This window comes from Endozoicomonas numazuensis (assembly GCF_000722635.1).
Classification (GTDB): domain Bacteria; phylum Pseudomonadota; class Gammaproteobacteria; order Pseudomonadales; family Endozoicomonadaceae; genus Endozoicomonas_A; species Endozoicomonas_A numazuensis.
In genome coordinates, this window is sequence record NZ_JOKH01000003.1 from 577,737 (window position 1) to 600,375 (window position 22,639).

Here is a 22,639-nt window from a genome sequence, read left to right on the forward strand (position 1 = left end):
ATCCGTGAGGCTTTTCAAGGACCTGAGTTCAGGCGCTCAGCAGAGCTTTGGCTGTATCCAACATACGGTTGGAGAAGCCCCACTCGTTGTCATACCAGGACATAACCTTCACAAGGTTACCCTGTACACGAGTCTGGGTCGCATCAAAGCTGGAAGAGAATGGACAGTGGTTGAAGTCCATGGAAACCAGAGGCTCATAATTCACATGCAGAACCTTGCCCATTGCTTCGGAAGACTTGGAAGCTGTGGCGATGATTTCGTTAACTTCTTCAACAGAAGTTTCACGACTGGCTACAAAGTTCAGGTCAACCAGGGATACGTTGATGGTAGGTACACGAACCGCCATACCGTCAAACTTACCCTTCAGCTCAGGAACAACCAGACCTACTGCTGCAGCTGCACCGGTAGCGGTTGGGATCATGTTCTGTGCAGCAGCACGGGCACGATACAGGTCAGTGTGGTAAACATCGCTCAGACGCTGGTCATTGGTGTAGGCGTGAATAGTGGTCATCAGACCCTTTTCAATAACCAGAGCATCGTTCAGAGGCTTGGCGATGGGGGCCAGGCAGTTGGTGGTGCATGAAGCGTTAGAAATAACGGTCATGTCAGAAGTCAGTGTGTCATGGTTAACACCGTAAACGATGGTAGCGTCTACTTCTTTGCCCGGGGCAGAGATGATGACTTTCTTGGCGCCAGCATCCAGGTGCGGCTTGCAAGCTTCCTTGGAACGGAACACACCGGTGCATTCAAAAACAACGTCTACACCCAGAGCAGCCCACGGCAGATTAGATGGATCACGCTCAGAGAAAGTCTTGATTTCGTCGCCATTGACGAACAGTGCACCCTCACCTTCTTCAACCTGAGCGTCGAAACGACCATGTACAGTGTCGTACTTGGTCAGGTGAGTATTGATTTTCGCATCCCCCAGGTCGTTGATAGCAACAATCTGGAATTCTTCACGACGACCTGCTTCGTAGAGTGCACGCAGAACGTTGCGACCGATACGACCATAGCCATTGATTGCGATTTTGATCATGACGTCTCCAATACCCTTAGTCACAGCGGGGTAGCCCGCTACCTCATTAGTAAATAGGATTTTCAGTGTGAATTCAGCTTCGTGAAAATACCTAGACACCTTGCTACACAAGGGTTTACAGGCACATTCAACAATCGACAGAATTAATCATCCCGCCCAACAAACAGTCACACCAAAGGACACTTTTATTCAGGGAATACAACAAAAGTTATCCCTATCGAACTGCCAGGGGTTGACACGGGATTGGAACGACGTTACAAATATGCTCAACAAGACACACAAAATCGCACACTCGAAAACATCATTATCCAGCGAATCTCTTCCTGGTAGATCGTTGTGCACACATCTAAAAGTACACAAATAGCGGGATTTCTTCATTCAGACGGCAATCTGATGGAGACTCCCCACGTATTTCAACAGGTAACAACACCTAACACTTTGACTCAGTGTTGCGCTACCTACCCGCCATCCATTAACTATACCTGAAAACACGTCTCGGTCTGGATGACGGCGCCCTGACCCATTGTCTGCGATCAGTACGTAATACTTCTTAGAGAATACCCGTAACAGCTTGACTATTACAGGCATTTTTTACCGCGAAATTATTTCAATGTCACGATGAACTCAGCCAGATGCTGAACTGCCTTTTCAGCGCCATCACCTTCACCAATGATGGTCACTGTTGAGCCTTGTGTCAGGCCCAGAGTCTGCAGTTTAAACAAACTTTTGGCACTGGCTTGCTTGCCACTCGCTTCCAGCTTAATGTCACACTCAAACGTCTTGGCTTCTTTTACGAACTGAGCAGCCGGACGAGTATGAAGGCCATTCTCAGCAGTGATCACAACATCTTTCTTAAACATTTTCGCTCTCTCTGTAACATGAGCACCTGCCAGGCATCGGGAAGCTTAATGACCTGACTCTGAAACAAATGCACCAGAGTAAAGATACACTATCTGGCCACTTTCACTCAGAAGCTCTGCCTGAATTCCAGTACAGAGGCCGGCAGGAAATACTGACTTACTCAGTCATTCGGTCTGTAGAGCCCACTGTAAGTAGCCTCCACGCTATAGCTCAAGAATCTGACAGCCCTGACCAAAAAGGTATCCGCACTTTCCACTAAAACGCTTCATATAGAAAGAAAATCAGAACCTTCATTGAGCCAGAGCAAAATACCTGACGTCTGACCCAGCGTTGAGCTCAGTCAGACATCTGAGGCTCTCAGGCCATTTTAGCGTTTATTTCACCGGCAATAATTTCAGCCTGAGGTCCAAGAATAACCTGAAGGTTATTATCACCCAGCCTTACGACACCTTTAGCGCCCATCGCCTTTAAACCAGCCTCATCGATCAGATCACGATTGGCCAGAGTCAGACGCAAACGGGTAATGCATGCCTCAACAGATGTCAGATTTTCTTCGCCGCCCAGCAGTTCAATATAACGGGCTGCACGCTCAGACCCTTTGGCATCAGCTGCAGACTCAATCTGCTCAGGCTCTTCATCTTCACGACCTGGCGTCTTCAGGTTGAAGGCCTTGATGGAGAAGTAGAATACACAAAAATAGATAACAGAGAATGCCAGACCAATGAACACCAGGGTCAGTGGCTTGGTCGCCAGTCCCCAGTTAAGGACCATATCCAGAGCACCGGCAGAGAAGCCAAACCCATGCAGCACACCAAACATATTGGTCACCACCAGAGAAAGACCCGCCAGCACTGCGTGAACCGCATAAAGACCCGGCGCCAGGAATACAAACATGAACTCCAGTGGTTCAGTAACGCCCGTCAGAAAGGCTGTTGCACCGACAGACAGCAGGACACCTCCCACACGAGCACGATTTTCCTTGGGCGCGGCCAGATACATGGCAAAGGCAGCGGCAGGAAGACCAAACATCATCACCGGGAAGAAGCCGGCCATGAAAGTACCAGCAGTAGGATCACCCGCGAAGAAGCGAGGCAGATCACCGGTTACAATCTCACCAGCAGCGTTAGTGAATTCACCATAACCAAACCAGAATACAGAGTTCACAACATGGTGCAGACCCACAGGGATCAAACCACGGTTAAGAACACCATAGGCAAACTGACCAATGGGACCCGATTCAGAGACACCCACTGCAAACGCATCGATACCGGACTGGATAGCAGGCCATACATAACCCGCCACGACAGAAATCGCCAAAGCAATCAGGCCTGTCATGATCGGAACCAGTCGCTTACCACCAAAGAACGCCAGATAAGGAGGCAGAGCCACCGTATGAAAACGGTTATAGCTGTGTCCGGCAATAATACCGGCGATAATGCCACCAAAGAACGACATATCAATGTCGGCATTAATGGTCTTGGCCCCGGCAGTCAGGACAAAATAACCTACCGCACCGGCCAGAACGGCCGCGCCGGCATCGTCTTTAGACAAACCTGCTGCAATACCCATGGCAAACAGCAGAGGCAAGTTGCTGAAAATGGCATTACCCGCCTCCGCAACAAACGGAATACCGAGCAGGTCAGGCTGACCCAGACGCAGCAATAACGCTGCGATAGGCAGAGTAGCAATGGGCAGCATCAATGCCTTACCCAGTCTCTGCATATAGCCAAGAATGTTCAAAGTAGTCACCCCTTTAATATCAACGTCATTCCACAAACCGCAATCAAGAAGCTACCGAACTTAAGCTCGTCAGACTCTCCATGGGCAGTGTATGGTTTGGGTGGGAATGTAACCGGTTGCAAGTTACCCGTTCAACCACATTGTGAAGATTTCGTAAAGAGATTAATCAGTTATTGACCCAGAGCAAAAAAGTAAACAGAACCACTCATAAGACAACACAGAGCTGACAACCATTCTGCAATTACAACCACTACCAATAGACAAAGCTGCCAGCCCTCTATAACTGAGCACATGCACCTCCCTATAGGCAGCTCAGAAATAATCCTGCCCCAATAAAAAGTAGCTACCCTCAGGCAAGCAGGCAAACTGCAGTACCTTCAAATCAAAAATGCGCTGACAACACAAGGTCTGCCAGCGCATTTTATTAGCGGATCTAAGAGTTACTTACCGTAATAAGCCTTCTTCAACAGCTCTTCCAGTTCGGAAACCAGAGGCATTCTTGGGTTAGCCGTTGTGCACTGATCTTCAAAAGCATGATCGGCCAGCATTTTCACCTTTTCCATGAACTCTTTTTCAGAAATGCCCAACTCCTTCAGGGAGAGAGGCATTCCCACACGCGTCATTAATTGGCGCACCGCATCAGCAAGGGAGCTCACCCCTTCTGCAATAGTGCCACAAGGTAACCCTAACGCCTTGGCCACCTCTGCGTATTTCTCATGAGCTATGTAATGATCATATTTGGGAAAAGAAGCCACCTTGGATGGATTAGGGCACCCGTTGTACTCGATAACATGAGGCAACAACAAGGCGTTGGCCAATCCATGGGGAACATGAAACTCATGCCCTAACTTGTGCGCCATAGAATGATTTATACCCAGAAAAGCATTGGCGAACGCCATTCCCGCAATACAGGAGGCATTATGCATTTTTTCTCTGGCTCGCTTATCGGCCTCTTCATAGGACTGTGGCAGATACTCAAAAACCATCTGAGTCGCTTTCATTGCCAGAGCGTCGGTATAGTCTGACGCCATAACAGAAACATAGGCTTCCAAAGCATGGGTCAACACATCCAACCCGGTATCTGCGGTCACTTTCCTGGGCACCGTCAACACCAGGTTCGGATCCAGAATCGCCACATCAGGTGTCAACTCATAATCCGCCAGAGGATATTTAACCCCTTTTTCCTTATCGGTGATAACCGCAAAGGAAGTCACTTCGGAGCCTGTTCCAGAGGTCGTAGGAATAGCCACCATTTTGGCCTTCTTACCCAGCTTGGGAAACTTGTAGACCCGCTTGCGAATATCAAAGAACTTTTGAGCCAGACCGGCAAAGTCAGCTTCTGGCTGCTCATAGAACAGCCACATACCCTTGGCTGCATCGATCGGTGAACCGCCACCCAGAGCAATCACCACATCCGGATTAAAGCGCGCCATATCCTCCGCTCCAGCCCGAATAGTGGCCAGACTGGGATCAGCCTCAACCTGGTTAAACACCCGAACCTGAACCGGCACCTGACGTTTTCCAAGATGATACCGAACCTTCTCAACATACCCCAGACTCTGGATCACTTCGTCAGTCACAATAAACACACGAGAGATGTCCTGCATTTTCTCAAGGTATTGCAAAGAATTCGCTTCGAAGTAAATTTTTCTGGGTAGTTTGAACCACTGCATATTCACTCGGCGTTTGGCTACACGCTTAACATTGATCAGGTTGACCGCTGAAACATTAGAGGTCGTACTATTGCCACCATAAGTACCACAACCCAGTGTCAAGGAAGGCATGTTGGTGTTATAGATATCTCCGATAGCGCCATGAGTACTAGGGGAGTTAATAATGATTCGCCCCGCTTTCATAGCCAGAGAAAACTGATCGACCACTTCATCACTTTGAGAGTGTAAAACGGCAGAATGCCCCAAGCCGCCAAAATTCAACATCTGGTCGGCCAGCTCAATAGCATGCTGAGTATTTCGGGCTTTAAGAATACCCAGGACAGGAGAGAGCTTCTCCCGTGATAAGGGAAAATCTGGTCCAACCCCTTCTATTTCAGCTGCCAGAACCCGTGTTTGTTCCGGCACTTTGATCCCAGCCATCTCAGCAATGTCTGACGGCTTCATCCCAACAATTTTACTGTTTACATGACCATCAATAATCACCACTTCAGCAAGATGGCTGGTTTCCTGTGGCGATGTAAAATAGACATTAAGCTTCTTCATTTCTTCCTTGAAAGAAGCATAAACTTCGTCGTGTACAATAGCGGCCTGCTCAGAAGCGCAAATCATGCCATTGTCAAAACTCTTGGACAGCACCAAATCATTAGCTGCCTGCTTGATATTGGCTGTCCTGTCGATGACACAAGGTACATTACCCGGCCCTACACCCAGAGCTGGTTTACCTGAAGAGTAAGCGGCACGCACCATGCCGGATCCCCCAGTTGCAAGAATCACCGAGATCTCAGGATGAGTCATCAGTTTCTGAGTCGCTTCCAGCGATGGATGTTCTACCCAGAGCACACAATCCTCAGGAGCCCCGGCTTCAATGGCAGCATCACGGACAATTCTTGCGGCTTCTTTAGAACACTGTTGAGCAGAAGGATGAAAAGCAAAGACAATCGGATTTCGTGTCTTCGCAGAAATGATGGACTTGAACATGGTGGTTGAAGTGGGATTGGTCACAGGTGTGATACCACAGACTACACCCACTGGCTCAGCCACCAGCATATAATCCTCTTCTTCATTATCCTCGATCACTCCTACGGTTTTATCGTATTTTATAGAGTGATAGATATATTCAGTGGCAAAGATGTTCTTTGTCACCTTATCTTCAAGAATTCCTCTTCCGGTCTCCTCAACGGCCATTCTGGCCAGCTCCATATGAGCAGACTGACCTGCCAGAGCCATAGCCCGGGTTATTCTGTCCACATCTTCCTGATTTAGCTTCAGAAACTTGTCCCTGGCTCCCTTCGCCCTCTTCAGCAGAGTATCGAGCTGCATGTCCACATCGGATACACCTCCCTGCTTTTTCTCCTGAGCCTTCGCTACCGGTTTATCACTTGCCATGAGAATTACCTCACACTGTCGTTTATTGAAACATTATTCGTTCGAAACTTTTCACCCTTCGGCCCTGTGTCCGAATCTTCGGGTTTGCGGGATCTTTGCTTTACCCGTCTATTCTGTTCATTCTTACCTGTTCATTCTTGCTTTGTGCATAAAAAACAAAAGGGAGCCAATGGCTCCCTTTTGTTATCCGATAAATGCATCCAGAGTCGCTTGAACATCCTCTGTAGTAAGCTGGCTCAACACTTGATCAGCCAGCCCCTGAAGATCTGTATAGCGTTGCTCTCTGAGCACTTTTTTGACCTTGGGAATAGACGTCGCACTCATGCTGAATTCATCCAACCCAAAACCTGCCAGAATAAGCGCCGCACGCTCATCACCCGCCATTTCGCCACACATGCCGGTCCACTTTCCGGCTTTATGAGAGCAATCAATGACTCGTTTGATAGAACGCAGAACGGCTGGAGCCATTGGGTCATAGAGATCTGCAATCATTTCATTGCCACGATCCACTGCCAGCACATACTGGGTCAGGTCATTAGTTCCGATACTGAAGAAATCCACTTCTTCAATCAGCAGATCCGCTATCATCACTGCAGCAGGGGTTTCAACCATAATCCCGACTTCAACATTGTCATCAAAGCTTACGCCTTCACCGCTGAGCTCGGCTTTAACCGCACCTACCATCGCCTTCAGACGACGAGCTTCTTCCACGGAAATCACCATCGGAAACATAATTTTCAGCTTACCAAAGGCACTCGCTCTGAAAATAGCTCGCAGCTGAGTGTTAAGAATTTCGGGCTTGTCAAAACACATGCGAATAGCACGCCAGCCGAGGAAAGGGTTTAACTCCTGAGGCAAATCCAGATAGGGCAGCTCTTTATCACCACCTATATCCAGCGTACGGATAATCACCGGGTTGCCATTCACGGCTTCAGCCACAGCCCTGTATGCCTCAAATTGTTCTTCTTCTGTAGGCATATGGGTGCGATCCATGAACAGGAATTCAGTTCTATAGAGACCTACCCCTTCAGCACCATGACGGTCTGCACCCTCAACATCTTTGACCGTACCAATGTTGGCACAGACTTCAAACGCTTTACCGTCCAGCGTTTCGCAGCTGAGATCTTTCAGCTTCGCCAGTTCTCTGCGCTCTTCATCCAGCTGTTTCTGGAGCGTTCTGTAATAATCAAGGGCTGAAGCGTCAGGGTTGATCAGCACCTTATTATTAATGGCGTCCAGTACGACCCGGTCACCATTCTGTATTCTGTCCGTTGCCACTTTGGCTCCGACAATAGCAGGCAACTCAAGAGAACGGGCCATGATGGCAGAGTGAGAAGTACGCCCCCCAACATTAGTCACAAAACCCCAGACTCTGTCGAGGTCGATCTGCGAGGTATCAGAAGGTGTCAGATCATCTGCGATCACTATGGACCCCTCATCAACTTCTTCCAGAGAAGTCACGGGAATACCCAGTAGATTTTTCAGCATTCGACGACCTACGTCCTTGATATCCGCCACGCGCTCGCGCAGATAAGGATCGTCCAGTTCTTCCAACATGCTAACATTGGCCTGGATCGCTTCATTCAGTGCCGCATCTGCAGGCTTCAAGGCGCGAATAGCAGAAACAACCTCTTCTTCCAGCTCTTCGTCAGTAGCTACCAGAATATGGCCCTCAAAGACTTCAGCCTCTTCCTCACCCAGCTTGCCTGCTGTTTTGTCGCGAATGGCTTCCAGCTGTTCAACGGTGCGATCCCTGGCATGCTTGAAGCGAGTAATATCCGCTTCAACCTCAGAGTTATCCAGAACGCCATCGCTGATCTGTATTTCGACCTCTTTCAGTACAAAGGCGTTACCTATGGCCACGCCTGAAGACGCAATGATGCCTGAAAACATGATCCTACCCACTCATAGAGTTATTCAGCTGCCGATGCATCAGTCTATTAACCCACCTGATACGACCGGCAATCAATCGCACAAATTCTGACAAAGACCGACGAATCATTTCATGATGCGCACTTAAATATGGAGTTCATGGAAAGCGTCACCAATTATAACCAGATCAATTCCAAGATAGTGCATCATCTAATTAACCGCCTGCCGTTTAATGAATTAATCCCATTCAAATAACCATTATCAACAATCTTTTTCAAAAGCTTTCACGTCATATGAAATCAATTGTTATATAATGTTTTTTCATTAACAAACGAGTTCAATCATTAATATCAATGCTTGCTTCAGAAAGTGTGATCGTAATTAGCACACCTATCCCAATTAGAATGCTTGACACATTCTTTCAGGAAACACCAAAAACCATCTACACTCTTACGAAAAATTGCTTCACACCTTAATAGGATTGACTTCCAGCCAACATACGCATTACTACCTAAGGCCTTGCAAACTGGGAATTAATGAGCGTTTTGCACGACATACGTCAATAAATATAAAGATGGCTATCACCGTTTTTAATAAACCTCTTTTCATTAGGCGACAAACTTATTTTAATGAATAGAGAACCCGGCTCTTGCTTCGACAAGCTTCTTGAATATGTCTAAGTCGTCAGTAAATTGAAACAATTCTTAAAACTGTCTTTTTTTATAACTGGAGAAAGATAAAGTTTTTTTGTTAGACTTCAGGCAAGCCAAGTTTCTAGTCTCTGAATTAACCTGCGACACGGTATAAACAACTCAGTTTGTAAGATCCGGAACAGAAAGTGTTATCCAGTTAAATATCTGAATAACGCATCATCTGATTCAGAGTCAGCCCCCTACCACTGATCGAGGAAACCTTTATGGCACTGGTACCCATGACTGAAATGCTGAAGAAAGCCCTGGAAGGTAAGTACGCAGTTGGCCAGTTCAACATCAATAACCTGGAATGGACTCAGGCTATTCTGACCGCCGCCCAGAAAACCCAGTCTCCTGTTATTCTCGGCGTGTCTGAGGGTGCTGCTCGTTACATGAGTGGCTTCAAGGTCATTACTGCCATGGTCAACGCCCTCATCGAGAGCATGGAGATCACTGTTCCTGTTGCTATCCACCTGGATCATGGCTCCAGCATTGAAAAGTGTAAAGAAGCCATCGAAGCAGGCTTCTCTTCCGTAATGATCGACGGTTCTCACGGCCCATTCGAAGAGAATGTTGCCATGACCAAAACCGTTGTTGAATACGCTCATGCTCGTGGTGTTTCTGTAGAAGCTGAGCTGGGTGTTGTTGGCGGTCAGGAAGACGACGTAGTTGCAGACAACTGCATCTATGCAGACCCGCAGGAATGTAAAGAGCTAGTTGAGCGCACGGGTGTTGACTGCCTCGCACCCGCTTTAGGCTCTGTACACGGTCCTTATAAAGGCCTGCCAAACCTGGGCTTTGAAGAAATGCTGCAGGTTAAAGAACTCACCGCGGTTCCTCTGGTTCTGCACGGTGGCACAGGCATACCTACTGCGGATATTCAGAATGCCATCAGCCGTGGCACCGCCAAGATCAACGTGAACACAGAAAACCAGATCGCCTGGACTAACATGGTTCGCAAGGTTCTGGCCAGCGACGCTGAAGTTTACGACCCACGTAAAGTCATCGGCCCAGGCAAAGAAGCTATTGTTGAAACCGTCATGGGTAAAATCCGTGAGTTCGGTTCTGAAGGCAAAGCCTGATTTTTTGGCCCGGTAGTTCAACCTGCCGGGCTGCTTATCTGCAATAGCCACCCGCCCCCCTCACCGACTGCCCCACTCCGGTTTAAAAACAAACTATAAGACTAACGACTCTTATTAAAAAAACTGCTGACAACCTAAAACTTGTAGTTTGCTTATCCCTTTCTAATCTGAACAAGTATTCAATTAGTCCAAACCATTCATGGAGAGCCTCATGCTCAAGGGTATTGCCATTTCTGCATGTTTATTAGTGATGTCAGTTCTTGAAACGAGAGTAGTACAGGCCAACTATGATAAAGCACTCTCTGGCACCTATCAGGTCACCGGAAAGAAACTCAAGAAAAACTCATCATCAACCTACGACATTCAGCTTGATCAAGTGGTAGCAGTCACGGCTCATCAACCATCTTCCGAGCAGCTGGTGCTGACTGTTACTGAGCCTCAAGCCTCGGCCTCCCCACCGGCTTATCATTCAACCACCCAATTCACCCAAAGAGGCAGCGACCTCATATTACAACAGAACCAATCAGGGAGTGGAAACAAACAGTTTAACTTTTTAAATATGCTGAGCTGGGTACTGCGCATCATTTATGAAGAAGTAAAAACACTGGGAGAAAAAACAACAAAAACCGTTCATACCAGACAATTTACCTATCACGTCACCTCAGCCTTCCTGGACAGAGGCTTCAGACAGCCTGTGTATTCTGCTCGCTTCCACAAATCAGGCTCCAGCACAACTTACATCAGCGTTAACATTCATCTATCTGACGATGGTACACAGATCGACAAAATAGTCTTCGACATTGATTCAAGCAAGATCTCATACACTCTGCAAAGAGTTGACGATCAGCCGCCCCAGGAAGAGAAAAAACCGGTTGCCACTGTCATCAGAGATGAAGGTGAGCAGGGTTTTCAAACACCTACTGAATCTCCTGTTCATCAAAACCCACCCTCAAAGAAGCGGAACACCAGCCAATACAGTTTCTCAAATACCCACGGGGCACTAAGAGCCGTTCAGCTGTTGCTCACTCTATTCGTATCGAGTGCCATACCAAACCTCTCAAACCATCACAAGTTTTTGCACCACTTACAATAAACAGGGATAATAGCGTCCGAATTCAACCACCCCCCCTTTTTGATTAGCAGGAGCAGGCAATGGCCCTGATCAGCTTGCGTGAAATGCTCGACCACGCCGCAGAGAACCACTACGGCGTTCCCGCATTTAATGTCAACAACCTTGAACAGATGCGCGCAATTATGGAAGCTGCCGACGAGACAGATTCCCCTGTCATCGTTCAGGCTTCTGCCGGCGCCCGAAAATACGCAGGAGCCCCGTTTCTAAGGCATCTGATCCTGGCAGCCACAGAGGAGTTCCCTCACATTCCAGTGGTTATGCATCAGGATCATGGTACCAGCCCGGCTGTTTGCCAGCGCTCTATCCAGCTTGGTTTCAGCTCTGTAATGATGGACGGCTCCCTCAAAGACGATGGTAAAACGCCTTCCACCTATGAGTACAACGTTGATGTGACTCGCCGCACCGTAGAAATGGCCCATGCCTGTGGCGTTTCTGTAGAAGGCGAACTGGGTTGTCTGGGCTCTCTGGAAACCGGACAAGCCGGTGAAGAAGATGGCGTTGGCGCTGAAGGTACCCTGTCACACGATCAACTACTCACTGACCCGGATGAAGCTGCAGAATTTGTAAAAGCCACTCACGTTGATGCTCTGGCTATTGCCTGTGGTACCAGCCATGGTGCTTATAAATTCACTCGCCCACCGACAGGCGACATTCTGGCGATTGATCGCATTCGCGAGATCCACCAGCGAATCCCCAACACACACCTCGTTATGCATGGCTCTTCGTCCGTTCCTCAGGAATGGCTGAAAGTCATCAACGACAACGGCGGTGAAATCCCTGAAACCTACGGCGTACCGGTTGAACAGATTCAGGAAGGTATTCGTCATGGTGTCCGCAAGGTAAACATTGATACCGATCTGCGACTGGCATCTACCGGCGCTATTCGTCGCTTCCTGACCGAAAACCCTTCTGAATTTGATCCTCGTAAATACTTTGCAGTGGCCACTAAAGCCATGAAAGATATCTGCATCCAGCGCTATGAAGCTTTTGGCGCCGCTGGTCAGGGCTCAAAAATCAGCACCACCAGCCTGGAAGGTATGTTCATTCGCTACGGTAAAGGCGAACTGAACCCGAAAATTCGCTAAACCTCCAGCTTAATATACTTCTATAAGCCAACCTCTTTTGAGGTTGGCTTTTTTTACACTCAAACTGCCTTAAATCATTAAACTCAACTGATAAATAATGTTATAAAACACCGCACCCTTTTTATCGCGATACTGCTCTCGCATTCGAGCCGCACTCTATTACTCTGCAAAACCTGTGCAGGCTTGTTTTTATCGCAGACATTTCAACAGATTCAGGAGTGAGCCATGCTGTATGGTTTAGATATCGGTGGCACCAAGATGGAGCTGGCGATTTTTGATCATGAGCACAACAAACTCGCCAGCAAACGCGTTCCCACACCGACCGACTCCTACGATGCATTTAAAAATGCCATCCGGGAACTGGTTATCGAAACCGATCGTGAGTTAAACACCCGGGGGAGCGTTGGTATTGGTATTCCGGGGTTTGTTAATCCCGACACCGGTAAGGCTCAGTGTGCCAATGTCCCCTGCGCCAATGGCCAGAACCTTCAGGTTGACCTTGAACTGTTATTAGATCGCCCCATCAACATTGAAAACGATGCCAACTGCTTTACATTGTCAGAAGCCATTGGCGGAGCAGGCGATAAAATTCCTACCGTTTTCGGCGTCATTCTTGGTACCGGCTGTGGTGGCGGCCTTTACATTAACAACAGACTCCATGATGGCAGGAACAACCTGGCCGGTGAATGGGGACATACCCCGCTGCCCTACCATGTATTCAAACTGGCTGGTGAAGATTTCCCGATTGTTCAGTGTGGCTGTGGCATGCACGGTTGCCTGGACAACTATCTGTCAGGCAGAGGTCTGGAGCTATCGTACAAACATGTTTCAGGCGAAGTACGGTCAGGTATGGACATAGTTCAGCTGTTTCGTCGCCACGATACTCAAGCAGAACGCGCAGTTGAAATATATTGTGAATTACTGGCATCCGGATTGGGCGCCATGATTAACATTCTGGACCCAGGTGTCATTGTTTTGGGCGGCGGTCTATCGAATTTTGATGAACTCTATGAGCTGATTCCCCCACTGCTTCAGAAGTACACACTGAACATGGGACAACAGCCAGAAGTTCGTAAAGCGAAATTTGGTGATGCCGGTGGTGTACGCGGAGCAGCCATGCTGAACGCATAATCCTGAAAAGGCGATATAACTGAAAAGATCAACCAGCTATGTCGTCTTAAACTTAAACAAATAATCATCAAAATCACAGCGCTCTTCAATGACCTCTAAAAAAGAGTCTCGATTAAAGGCGTGTTTTCTTTCTAAGAAAATAAAAATAAGAACCATTCTTTTTTACAACATCTAAAAAGGGTCTACGCTTTCTTTCATATCATTTTCATCTAATAAGAAAGAGGTACTAATGATTCCTTCCCAGAGGCTTGCAGGACACCCGGGCTACATAAAATCTTCAAACGCCAGCCGCTCAGTGAGAATCACCCTCCTACGCAGGATTCAATTTATTGCATTACTCAGCTTTTATTTTCATACGTCAGTACAAGCTAATGAAGATATCCAGATGAGTAAAGCCCATGAAAGCTGCCATGAGGCCATGCGGGATCGCCATCATTTCGACCCCTATCACTTCCCGAAACACCTGGAATGCAAAACTATTCTGGAAACCAAAGAAGGTCCGTTTCTCGAAAAGACAGTGTTCGTTCCCCCTAACACATTAGAATATACATGCCGATCAACTGCCGAAGAAAGCACTGACAACGCTACTCAGAAAACCACACAGAAAGCCTCTGCAAAAACACCTTTTCCAGACTGCAAAGCTCTTTCAAAAAAAGCCACTTCCAGTAGCCGTGCCATCGAAATACCAGGCTACCCAATAGTACTTATCAATAACGATATCTATCAGCACCCTGATTATTCCTTATCAGAACTTATGACCTATGCTCTGTACAACGGTGGCAACCTGGTTGAGATCTTCTTTCATAGCATGATCTATCTGAAAATCTGGAAAAACTATCAACTGTCCAACAACTTCTATGCTTTACCATTGATGGCACTGGGTATGAGCTGGAATTCTCTGGAAATCTATAAACACGGCCTGCATACCAGTAACACTCATCATGACCACGAATTCAGCGCCAAAGAAACTGCGGCAGATGCTGTCAGCACCATTATTGAATTGAAACTAGAAACACCGGATGTGCTTGAGGCCATCAGCTCCTGGCCTACCACACTCGGAGACAAGCTCCATGCAGCCAAAGAAATAGCCTTCTACGGCCTGATCTGGATGAACGCCTACACGACCTCAACCTCCTGGATTCCCTACTTCTTTGGCGAACATGACCATGAACATTGCCCTGCTCTGGCCTCTGCCCCCAAGAACGCCAGTTGCACCAAGCAGGTAGAAGAAATGTTCGTACTTATAGATAATGATTAATAAGAGTCCATAAATCGACTCAACACATGATCAGTCCTTTCAGCCTCCTCCAATACCCATGAAGCAAGATAGAACAGGAGGTTGGCCTGAAGGGCTGGCAGATGAAGGTCCACAACCGCGCTATAATGGGGAAACTCAGTGTTTGTCGTGTAACAACCTCTGAACCAGTTGCCGAATCGATTACCCTTGAGACAATCTTTGATGCTTTGATCCAATCTTGCCCACCACCTCTCTGGCAGCTCGTTATAGACCCAGAGCACATCCACCGTATGACCACCCTGAATACCATGAAAGTCGTTTGATAAAATCTTGAGGCCTCTCTGAAGAACCACCGCAGGATCACCGGCTTTTTTCTTCGCCAATAACTGCTCAGCAAGCCTGACATAGTGGGTCGACTCGAAGACCTGACTTAATTGCAGCGCTTTGTAACGATCTTTCTTGCTGGAGCTCTTCAGCAACAGGTAGGCGTCTTCTTCCAGACTCTCATCAGGTTGAATTCCGAAGAGGGCTGGTAATGCCTTCTCCATCCCAACCAGGTCTTCACCGCTCACCAGAACTTTTGAACGAATAGGAATGCCAGTATTAATGAAAGCTATGATGCGTTCTGATTTTCTAGCCAGCAGAGGCATGATACCCAGGTAATCCAGAAAACCACCGTCAATCAGCTGGCAGTCTGGTTTCCACCCATTCGGCATCGAGGAATCTTCGGCGAACTTATAAATAGGAAGTACAAAATAATTGAGAGGTTCCCAGACAAAATTAGCATAGTTGGCACTACTGGCCGCCAATGCATCCTGAACCCTCATCGGAGAGATTTTTTCTCTTCCATTAACATCCTCTCCCACCAACCCAAATTCAGAAAGCTTCAAAGAGCGAGCCTGGAACCCATCGACAAAAGAACGAATCCGCACTTCATCAGGCAATATCTCAAAGGGGTAGTACTGCTCTCCATTTTTCAGCAGAGCATTGATAATGATGCTCATGTCCACTCTTTTGCGGATAAAGAAATCATGACTCAGTGGCACTTTGAACCGGCCATTTAAACTCTGGTTGAGAAAGTCACTCCAGACATGAGAGCCATCAAGGCGCCTTGCCAAAGTGCCTGCGACAAAAGAAACGATAAAGCCTGGAAGGCTGGAAAACTGCTGATGAGTCTGACCCAAACTGTTATTAGTCATGATATGGAGATTCTTTTTTAAAGAAACAGTGTCCTCCTCATCACAATCTCGGCTGTCATCATTGGAGCACTTGCTATCAGCAGAATCCAAAGTCAAATCCTCTGGATTGCTGACCCGTTCCCCCAAAATCAGTGAATCCTCTATATCACTGCTGTAATAGCTGACACCAAACCAGGCTCCCCCGGAAACCAGAGACAAGTCGGATATTTGCTCCTCAATGCCATACTCCCTCATGACTGCCATCTGCCCTCTGGCCAAAGCCATAGAGCGACTACCACCGCCCGAGATACAAACCCCTAACTTGCCCTTGCCACGGTGATTAAGTTCCTTCGAAAAAGCGGCATTGTCCAGACGATCAGAATCAGCTTCCCCTGAAGCATTACTTTTAAACACCGCATCCGGCTGAGAATAGACCTCCAGCACGCTGGCCTGCAGCCCACCACTGACCAGAGTCCCGACAACAAACAGCGCTCTCCAATACATAGTTTCTTCTTTCTGATAGTAAAGAGAAGAGTCAATATAGCCAAAGCGGGCATAAACGCAGAAAATCATTTCCGCCAGAAAAGGAATCAAGGAATTTTGGCGACCAAAAACCAGACTAAGCCAGCATGCTAATCCATAGTGCAATGGCGTGATACCCAATACCGTTCGCACTGAGCCTGTCGAAGTGCATGACCAACACCCTTCGATAAGTTCAGGATGAGCAGAGTATGTATGAGCACTAACGTTTGGCTGCCCTAATCCATCAGCCAGCCTCCAGACGAAACTGATTCGGGGTAACACCCGTCCATTTCTTGAAGGCGCGATGAAATGCTGCTGCATCAGAGAAACCAGACTGCACTGCAATCTCACCAATCGATAGACGTCCTTTGGCGAGCATCTGCTCAGCCCGCCTGCGCCGGTGATGATTTTTGAGCACCTGATAACGGGTATCTTCTTTCTGAAGGTGTCGGTGCAAAGTGGGCACCGACATATTAAATGCACTTGCCAGCGATTTTAAGGTGGGCATTTCACCCCCACTCACTCCCAGATACTCTTCGATTCTGACAGCCAGCGAACGATTCTTGTACCGCACATCGAATAGCCCCTGAAGAAAGTTCAACATCAACTGCCGGACATCCCTTTGATCCTTAATAATTGGCCGACACAGATAGGCTGAATCAAAACGCAAGGATGAAGAAGGGGAAAGACAGGCGACAGGGGCATCGAACAGTGCTTCATACTTTTCTAACGGCTCAGGCCATGGATCTTCAAAATACACCTTCTCAAGTGGAATAGACTCTCCAATCAACCAACCGGCAATATTCCACCAGATCCATAATGCGGTAGAACGGCCTATCAAACCGGGCAACCAGCCGAGGCCATCCATAGAAAAATGTGAAGCTTCTAAATGGCCGGTTTCACTCTGGGGAAACTCAAACGTCAACAGTGCAGAGTCAGTATCATCTTCCAGAGAAATGCCCGCTTTGGCAAAGCTCATACGCTTGAAGAAGCAGTCAGCCTTGTCCAAAGCCTCTTGCAGTGATTCAGCCTGGGTCATGGACTCCAAAAGCAGCTGATAACTGCTAAAACGTCGAACCTTTTCAGCCTCATCACCATGCAGCTCGGCCTGAATCTGGAAAACCACCTCATGAAATAAACGACAGTAATCCTCCAAAGAAATACATTCTGCCGCCATCTTTTCAGTGTTAACGCCAGACAGATCCATTGCCTGCATGCGACGAGAATCATCTTGCAACAGTCTTAGTATTGTTTGTGCAAATCGTGAAGGCATCTGCCGCTGCATAATAGACCACTCATACTTATTATTACTTCACTGACGCTATCAAGGATGACCAAAAGGAAAAGAACCGCCCCATAAGAACCGCCCCATAATGTAGGCATATTAAAGCAAAAATGATAAATATGAACACCCTTCATGATCTTTTTGGCTATTGAAGCTTCACCCACTATTTATAAGATAACGTTAAGACAATAAACCCTGATAACACAGAAGAACAAGAACGATGACTGTTTCAAGAGAAGAAACCCAGGCACGACTCAATCTGCAGGGTGCAGGTGCAACACGACACACTCCGGAGCAAAGCTACACCGTCAGTGATCGCTTCGAAGAGCTGGCTGAAGTTTATCCGGATAAAACCTTCCTGATCTACCAGAACGAGACGGTTACTTTTTCTCAACTCAATAAAAAAGCCAGCCAGTACAGCAAACTGGCTCTTGCTGGCGGCCTGAAGCCCGGTGATACCGGTGCGGTCATGATTGAGAACCGTCCCGAGTTTTTCTATGCATGGCTGGGCCTGGCGAAAGCAGGCATAACAGCAGCGCTGATAAACACCCAGGCACGCGGAGCAGCACTGTCCCATGCCTTGCAGGAAACCTCATCCAAATGCCTGTTTCTGGGAGCAGAGTGTGCAGACTTGTACACCTCGGTTGCCGATACGATAAACGAGATCAGAGTCTGGTCTGTATCGGACGGCGAAACACAGAACATTCCAGCAAATGCCGAACCCGTAGAGCCCGCCCTGGAAACAGTCAGCAGAAACGTTCTGCCAGAAGGCCTGAGAAAAAACATTATTGGCGAAACGCCTTTATTCTATGTCTTTACCTCTGGCACCACCGGCTTACCCAAAGCCGCCATTATCAGTCATATGCGCTGGCTGGGCGTGGGTGATGGCTGGAGAAAACTGTTACACATGACCGACGAGGATGTTTTCTACTGTATTCTCCCCCTTTTCCACGGTGCAGCAGGCATGTCTCTGGTATCAAATGCACTGTCCTCCAATGCCAGCATTGTCCTTAAGAGAAAGTTTTCTGCCTCCCGCTTCTGGGAAGATGTTCGTCAACACAACGTGACTACCACGCAGTATATTGGTGAGATCTGTCGCTACCTTGTGAACCAGCCCGAACAAGATAACGATAAAGAGCACACTCTCAAACGCATGACAGGGGCAGGCGTCAGCACAGAAATCTGGCAGCGCTTTCTGGAACGTTTTGGTGATGTAGAGATTTACGAGGGCTGGGGAGCCACAGAAGCCAACTGCGGCATCATTAATGTGGACTGCAAACCAGGAAGTGTTGGTCGTATTCCCTTCAAGGATAAGTCCAATCTGCGCTTGGTTAAATATGACCTTGAAAATGACTGTCACGTCAAAGATGAGAACGGATTTCACGTAGAAGCAGAAGCCGGAGATGTGGGTGAAGCCTTGGGGATGATTCTTAATATACCCGGTCTCGCAGCCGGCCGGTTTGAAGGTTACACCAACGCTGAAGCGACTGAGAATAAGATACTTCGTAACGTTTTTACCGAAGGAGATGCCTGGTTCCGCTCAGGCGACCTGCTGAGTCGCGACGAAGAAGACTATTACTACTTTGTCGATCGCATCGGAGACACCTTTCGCTGGAAAAGCGAGAACGTTTCCACCACCGAAGTCAGTGACGCTCTGTCTTCCTATGACCCCGCCGAGTTGATCAATATATACGGTGTGGCCGTACCTGGTCACGAAGGACGCGCCGGTATGGCAGCCATTCAACTTAAGAGTGGAGAGCAGTTCGATGGTAAAGCTTTTTATCACAAAGCCATGAGAGCCCTCCCCCACTATGCGATGCCTCTTTTTATAAGAATTGCAGAGCAGTCTGACCTGACCGCAACATTCAAACTGCGCAAGGTGGATCTTCAGAAACAGGGATATTGCCCGAACTCTTTTAAAGATGAGCTTTATGTCCAGGACGTTATAGAGAAGACGTATGTGAAGTACAGCACCGATGCACTGCAGAAAATCAACATCAAACCTTTTGAGAAGAAAGCCTGATTAATAGTGAAAGCCTGCTCAATAAGCCGGCTCTTCTCTCCCGATCAGACAGATGAAATACCCTGAAACGAAAAAACCAGTCACAACGGACTGGTTTTTCTTTAAATGGCATCCCGTAGGGGACTCGAACCCCTGTTACTGCCGTGAAAGGGCAGTGTCCTAGGCCACTAGACGAACGGGACACACTATCTTTTGACGCTCTCGAACAGTGAAAGCGTAGATTTTGGTGGAGCTAAGCGGGATCGAACCGCTGACCTCAACACTGCCAGTGTTGCGCTCTCCCAGCTGAGCTATAGCCCCAAAATCTGATGCGTATTATGCAGTTATTTTCTAAACGATCAAGTAGTAGATTTTACTGAACTTAGTGCAGCTTACGTTAATGCTTATATACCCATTGGATTTCAAGATGCTACTAAACGACAAGTGAGCGAAGCCCTGTGAGCCTACAAGTAGTAGGTGATCAGGGTGAGCGAATGCTGGCAACAACGTAGCATCTTGAAAGGCGATGGGTATAGATGACGAGTTTGTCGAAGGATACTGGTAATGCACTTCGACAGGCTCAGTGCGAACGGTATCGGGTTTAACGAATTTCCTACAGGCATAAAAAAACCAGTCAAACGACTGGCTTCTTTAATTTGGAGCGGGAAACGAGACTCGCCCTTGCTATAGAGAGACGACCCCAACCTTGGCTTGCTATGCACTTCTGCTTGAAGTCATGCACATTTCCTACAGGCATAAAAAAACCAGTCAAACGACTGGTTTTTTTTAATTTGGAGCGGGAAACGAGACTCGAACTCGCGACCCCAACCTTGGCAAGGTTGTGCTCTACCAACTGAGCTATTCCCGCAATGAAGATAATTTAGGACTTCTTCAAAGTCCGGAGCGGGAAACGAGACTCACTCTTTAACTCTGAGGCGACCCCAACCTTGGCAAGGTTGTGCTCTACCCACTGAGCTATTCCCGCAATGAAGATGTTTTAGGACTTCTTCAAAGTCCGCAGCGGGAAACGAGACTCACTCTTTAACTCTGAGGCGACCCCAACCTTGGCAAGGTTGTGCTCTACCCAATGAGCTATTCCCGCAATGAAGATATTTTAAGACATCTTCAAAGTCTGAATATGGCATCCCGTAGGGGACTCGAACCCCTGTTACTGCCGTGAAAGGGCAGTGTCCTAGGCCACTAGACGAACGGGACACACTATCTTTTTGCGCTTCCAAATAATGAAAGTGCTAATTTTGGTGGAGCTAAGCGGGATCGAACCGCTGACCTCAACACTGCCAGTGTTGCGCTCTCCCAGCTGAGCTATAGCCCCAAAATCAAGTGTTCAAGCATACAGACCTCATCTTCAGAATCAATAAAATGACTCCCTGAATGACCGACCTGCACCAGCGAACGAGGCAGAATTCTATGGACTTACCCGCCCTATGTCAACTTCCATAAATCAATTCTGAAACTTATTCTTAACGGAATTAACAAACTTCTCATACTTGTCACGAATAAGGGCCCTGAGAGCGTTACCCGCTGGATCCTTGTAGACAGCCCCTTCACACTCTCGGACTGCCGGAGTAGCAAAATTTCTAATCGTGCCACCTTGCTTCTCTTGCTTGTTATTCTGTGGAAATCCGAACGTTCAACTTAATGTCGTGCAACTCAATAAAGTCACACAACGCTCCAGAGCGCATTCAGGCATAGCAAAGTAGCCCAGGAAGTAGCCACCCAGACGATATCAGCGTTTAAAATTATCTTTGTTTATTTTTGGATCGAGCAGGAGGCGGGGTTGCCGCCGCCGTCCTCTCACACCACCGGGCATACGGTTCCGTACCACGGCGGTTCTTGCAAACTCAGCTTTTGTTGTAATACGCCGCCTGCTGTCCAATAAACACCCAATCCAAGCTTCAGATACTGTCTTCCACTCATTCGGATTTAAAGGCCTCTTTCGAGCATCTGTTCTAAACAGTCAGAGATCGCTTACTTCACATCATTTACAGGTTCAGCCCTTCAGCTTGCGGTGACAAGCCTACTATGGCGTCTGCTGACTTCTGCTTCCCCATCTCAATACCTCACGATGCTAATAGCCAGTGACAGGGATACAGACCTCCCGAGGTAATGCGCGTGACCTTCCTGCCGCATCTACGTCCGCAGTTTCCGTGCAAGTATCGGGCTCTTGTGCCCTTTGGGTATTGAAGCTATTGGCCTTCTCACCCACTGCGACCGCCTCCTATGCGATTTCTGTTCGTCGGGCCAGTGTTTTGCCTTCAGCTTTCTTCAGATTCCACCTCGCGATGGACACCCTTGCCGTTCGGCTAATCGTTCCCCTCGCCTAAAGCGCCTACTGTTGGTGCCGGGTCGATGGATGACTTTCACCTCCAAGTCATCCAGCCGCCACCATGCATACTGGAACAGCGCCGGTTGGCGCTACGCGCCATACACGGCGCACCATAAAAAAAAAGCCCGATACTTTTCAGTATCGGACTTTCTGATATGGCATCCCGTAGGGGACTCGAACCCCTGTTACTGCCGTGAAAGGGCAGTGTCCTAGGCCACTAGACGAACGGGACACAATTCTGTGTCTTTATGCTTTAGTGTGCATAAAGCCTAATTTGGAGCGGGAAACGAGACTCGCCCTTGCTATAAATAGACGACCCCAACCTTACTCAGGTTTAGTTTCTCACACTCTTTAAATTGGAGCGGGAAACGAGACTCG

The 22,639-nt window shown here is 47.9% G+C and carries 13 protein-coding genes and 8 tRNA genes; 6 read left to right on the top strand and 15 right to left on the bottom strand.

Annotation, left to right across the window (positions count from 1 at the left end; translation table 11 throughout):
• Positions 1 to 28 precede the first annotated feature (28 nt).
• The 5 genes from gap to ptsI all read right to left on the bottom strand — a co-directional run bounded on the left by gap (position 29) and on the right by ptsI (position 8,589).
• Positions 29 to 1,036: a type I glyceraldehyde-3-phosphate dehydrogenase gene (gap, locus tag GZ78_RS15270; protein WP_034837662.1), complete on the bottom strand. Its 1,008-nt coding sequence runs from the start codon at positions 1,034 to 1,036 to the stop codon at positions 29 to 31.
• 602 nt (positions 1,037 to 1,638) lie between these two features.
• Entirely contained in the window at positions 1,639 to 1,896 is a 258-nt protein-coding gene (locus GZ78_RS15275) for an HPr family phosphocarrier protein (protein ID WP_034837665.1), read from the bottom strand.
• 358 nt (positions 1,897 to 2,254) lie between these two features.
• Positions 2,255 to 3,637 (bottom strand): N-acetylglucosamine-specific PTS transporter subunit IIBC, encoded by a 1,383-nt coding sequence (gene nagE / locus GZ78_RS15285; RefSeq protein ID WP_169741423.1) that lies wholly within the window; start codon positions 3,635 to 3,637, stop codon positions 2,255 to 2,257.
• Between the two features lie 440 nt (positions 3,638 to 4,077).
• A complete protein-coding gene (gene adhE, locus GZ78_RS15290) occupies positions 4,078 to 6,696 on the bottom strand; it encodes a bifunctional acetaldehyde-CoA/alcohol dehydrogenase (protein ID WP_034837671.1) in 2,619 nt (872 codons plus the stop codon).
• 183 nt (positions 6,697 to 6,879) lie between these two features.
• The gene (gene ptsI, locus GZ78_RS15295; protein WP_034837673.1) at positions 6,880 to 8,589 is read right to left on the bottom strand and encodes a phosphoenolpyruvate-protein phosphotransferase PtsI; all 1,710 of its coding nucleotides are present in this window, start codon (positions 8,587 to 8,589) and stop codon (positions 6,880 to 6,882) included.
• A gap of 895 nt (positions 8,590 to 9,484) precedes the next feature.
• Between ptsI and fba (GZ78_RS15300) the strand changes: the two genes are divergently transcribed.
• The 5 genes from fba (GZ78_RS15300) to GZ78_RS15320 all read left to right on the top strand — a co-directional run bounded on the left by fba (GZ78_RS15300) (position 9,485) and on the right by GZ78_RS15320 (position 14,948).
• Positions 9,485 to 10,342 (top strand): class II fructose-1,6-bisphosphate aldolase, encoded by an 858-nt coding sequence (fba, locus tag GZ78_RS15300; protein ID WP_034837676.1) that lies wholly within the window; start codon positions 9,485 to 9,487, stop codon positions 10,340 to 10,342.
• A 211-nt stretch (positions 10,343 to 10,553) separates the two neighbouring features.
• Positions 10,554 to 11,435, top strand: a complete 882-nt coding sequence (locus GZ78_RS15305; protein WP_152558760.1) for a hypothetical protein — start codon at positions 10,554 to 10,556, stop codon at positions 11,433 to 11,435.
• A 59-nt stretch (positions 11,436 to 11,494) separates the two neighbouring features.
• Positions 11,495 to 12,559, top strand: coding sequence for a class II fructose-bisphosphate aldolase (gene fba / locus GZ78_RS15310; RefSeq protein WP_034837681.1), 1,065 nt, complete (start codon positions 11,495 to 11,497; stop codon positions 12,557 to 12,559).
• A 225-nt stretch (positions 12,560 to 12,784) separates the two neighbouring features.
• Complete coding sequence (locus GZ78_RS15315) at positions 12,785 to 13,690, top strand: ROK family protein (protein ID WP_034837685.1); 906 nt, start codon at positions 12,785 to 12,787, stop codon at positions 13,688 to 13,690.
• 385 nt (positions 13,691 to 14,075) lie between these two features.
• Positions 14,076 to 14,948 (top strand): hypothetical protein, encoded by an 873-nt coding sequence (locus GZ78_RS15320; RefSeq protein WP_152558761.1) that lies wholly within the window; start codon positions 14,076 to 14,078, stop codon positions 14,946 to 14,948.
• On the opposite strand, the gene GZ78_RS15325 is transcribed toward GZ78_RS15320, so the two are convergent.
• Both GZ78_RS15325 and GZ78_RS27575 read right to left on the bottom strand, forming a co-directional pair.
• The gene (locus GZ78_RS15325) at positions 14,945 to 16,948 is read right to left on the bottom strand and encodes a patatin-like phospholipase domain-containing protein (RefSeq protein WP_161787401.1); all 2,004 of its coding nucleotides are present in this window, start codon (positions 16,946 to 16,948) and stop codon (positions 14,945 to 14,947) included. The two genes, GZ78_RS15320 and GZ78_RS15325, sit on opposite strands and share 4 nt — an antisense overlap.
• The gene (locus tag GZ78_RS27575; protein WP_161787402.1) at positions 16,872 to 17,900 is read right to left on the bottom strand and encodes a helix-turn-helix domain-containing protein; all 1,029 of its coding nucleotides are present in this window, start codon (positions 17,898 to 17,900) and stop codon (positions 16,872 to 16,874) included. The genes GZ78_RS15325 and GZ78_RS27575 overlap by 77 nt, the downstream gene beginning before the upstream one ends.
• A 232-nt stretch (positions 17,901 to 18,132) precedes the next feature.
• Here GZ78_RS27575 and GZ78_RS15335 point away from each other — a divergent pair, with 232 nt between their 5' ends.
• The gene (locus GZ78_RS15335; protein WP_034837692.1) at positions 18,133 to 19,935 is read left to right on the top strand and encodes a long-chain-acyl-CoA synthetase; all 1,803 of its coding nucleotides are present in this window, start codon (positions 18,133 to 18,135) and stop codon (positions 19,933 to 19,935) included.
• 106 nt (positions 19,936 to 20,041) lie between these two features.
• Here GZ78_RS15335 and GZ78_RS15340 read toward each other — a convergent pair.
• From GZ78_RS15340 to GZ78_RS15375, 8 genes are all read right to left on the bottom strand, one after another.
• Positions 20,042 to 20,117 (bottom strand) — tRNA-Glu (locus tag GZ78_RS15340).
• 42 nt (positions 20,118 to 20,159) lie between these two features.
• Positions 20,160 to 20,235: transfer RNA gene (locus tag GZ78_RS15345), tRNA-Ala, on the bottom strand.
• 471 nt (positions 20,236 to 20,706) lie between these two features.
• Positions 20,707 to 20,782, bottom strand: a tRNA-Gly gene (locus tag GZ78_RS15350).
• 34 nt (positions 20,783 to 20,816) lie between these two features.
• Positions 20,817 to 20,899: transfer RNA gene (locus tag GZ78_RS15355), tRNA-Gly, on the bottom strand.
• Between the two features lie 34 nt (positions 20,900 to 20,933).
• Positions 20,934 to 21,016 (bottom strand) — tRNA-Gly (locus GZ78_RS15360).
• Positions 21,017 to 21,053: 37 nt separating this feature from the next.
• Positions 21,054 to 21,129, bottom strand: a tRNA-Glu gene (locus GZ78_RS15365).
• Between the two features lie 42 nt (positions 21,130 to 21,171).
• Positions 21,172 to 21,247: transfer RNA gene (locus tag GZ78_RS15370), tRNA-Ala, on the bottom strand.
• A gap of 1,170 nt (positions 21,248 to 22,417) precedes the next feature.
• Positions 22,418 to 22,493, bottom strand: a tRNA-Glu gene (locus GZ78_RS15375).
• Positions 22,494 to 22,639: the final 146 nt, after the last annotated feature.

Excerpts from the sequence above, each read along its gene's own strand:
- GZ78_RS27575 (WP_161787402.1), bottom strand. The coding sequence starts at position 17,900 with ATGCCTTCACGATTTGCACAAACAATACTAAGACTGTTGCAAGATGAT.
- GZ78_RS15325 (WP_161787401.1), bottom strand. The coding sequence starts at position 16,948 with ATGCAGCAGCATTTCATCGCGCCTTCAAGAAATGGACGGGTGTTACCC.
- fba (WP_034837676.1), top strand. The coding sequence starts at position 9,485 with ATGGCACTGGTACCCATGACTGAAATGCTGAAGAAAGCCCTGGAAGGT.
- GZ78_RS15335 (WP_034837692.1), top strand. The coding sequence starts at position 18,133 with ATGACTGTTTCAAGAGAAGAAACCCAGGCACGACTCAATCTGCAGGGT.
- GZ78_RS15275 (WP_034837665.1), bottom strand. The coding sequence starts at position 1,896 with ATGTTTAAGAAAGATGTTGTGATCACTGCTGAGAATGGCCTTCATACT.
- GZ78_RS15305 (WP_152558760.1), top strand. The coding sequence starts at position 10,554 with ATGCTCAAGGGTATTGCCATTTCTGCATGTTTATTAGTGATGTCAGTT.
- ptsI (WP_034837673.1), bottom strand. The coding sequence starts at position 8,589 with ATGTTTTCAGGCATCATTGCGTCTTCAGGCGTGGCCATAGGTAACGCC.
- GZ78_RS15320 (WP_152558761.1), top strand. The coding sequence starts at position 14,076 with ATGAGTAAAGCCCATGAAAGCTGCCATGAGGCCATGCGGGATCGCCAT.
- fba (WP_034837681.1), top strand. The coding sequence starts at position 11,495 with ATGGCCCTGATCAGCTTGCGTGAAATGCTCGACCACGCCGCAGAGAAC.
- GZ78_RS15315 (WP_034837685.1), top strand. The coding sequence starts at position 12,785 with ATGCTGTATGGTTTAGATATCGGTGGCACCAAGATGGAGCTGGCGATT.
- adhE (WP_034837671.1), bottom strand. The coding sequence starts at position 6,696 with ATGGCAAGTGATAAACCGGTAGCGAAGGCTCAGGAGAAAAAGCAGGGA.
- gap (WP_034837662.1), bottom strand. The coding sequence starts at position 1,036 with ATGATCAAAATCGCAATCAATGGCTATGGTCGTATCGGTCGCAACGTT.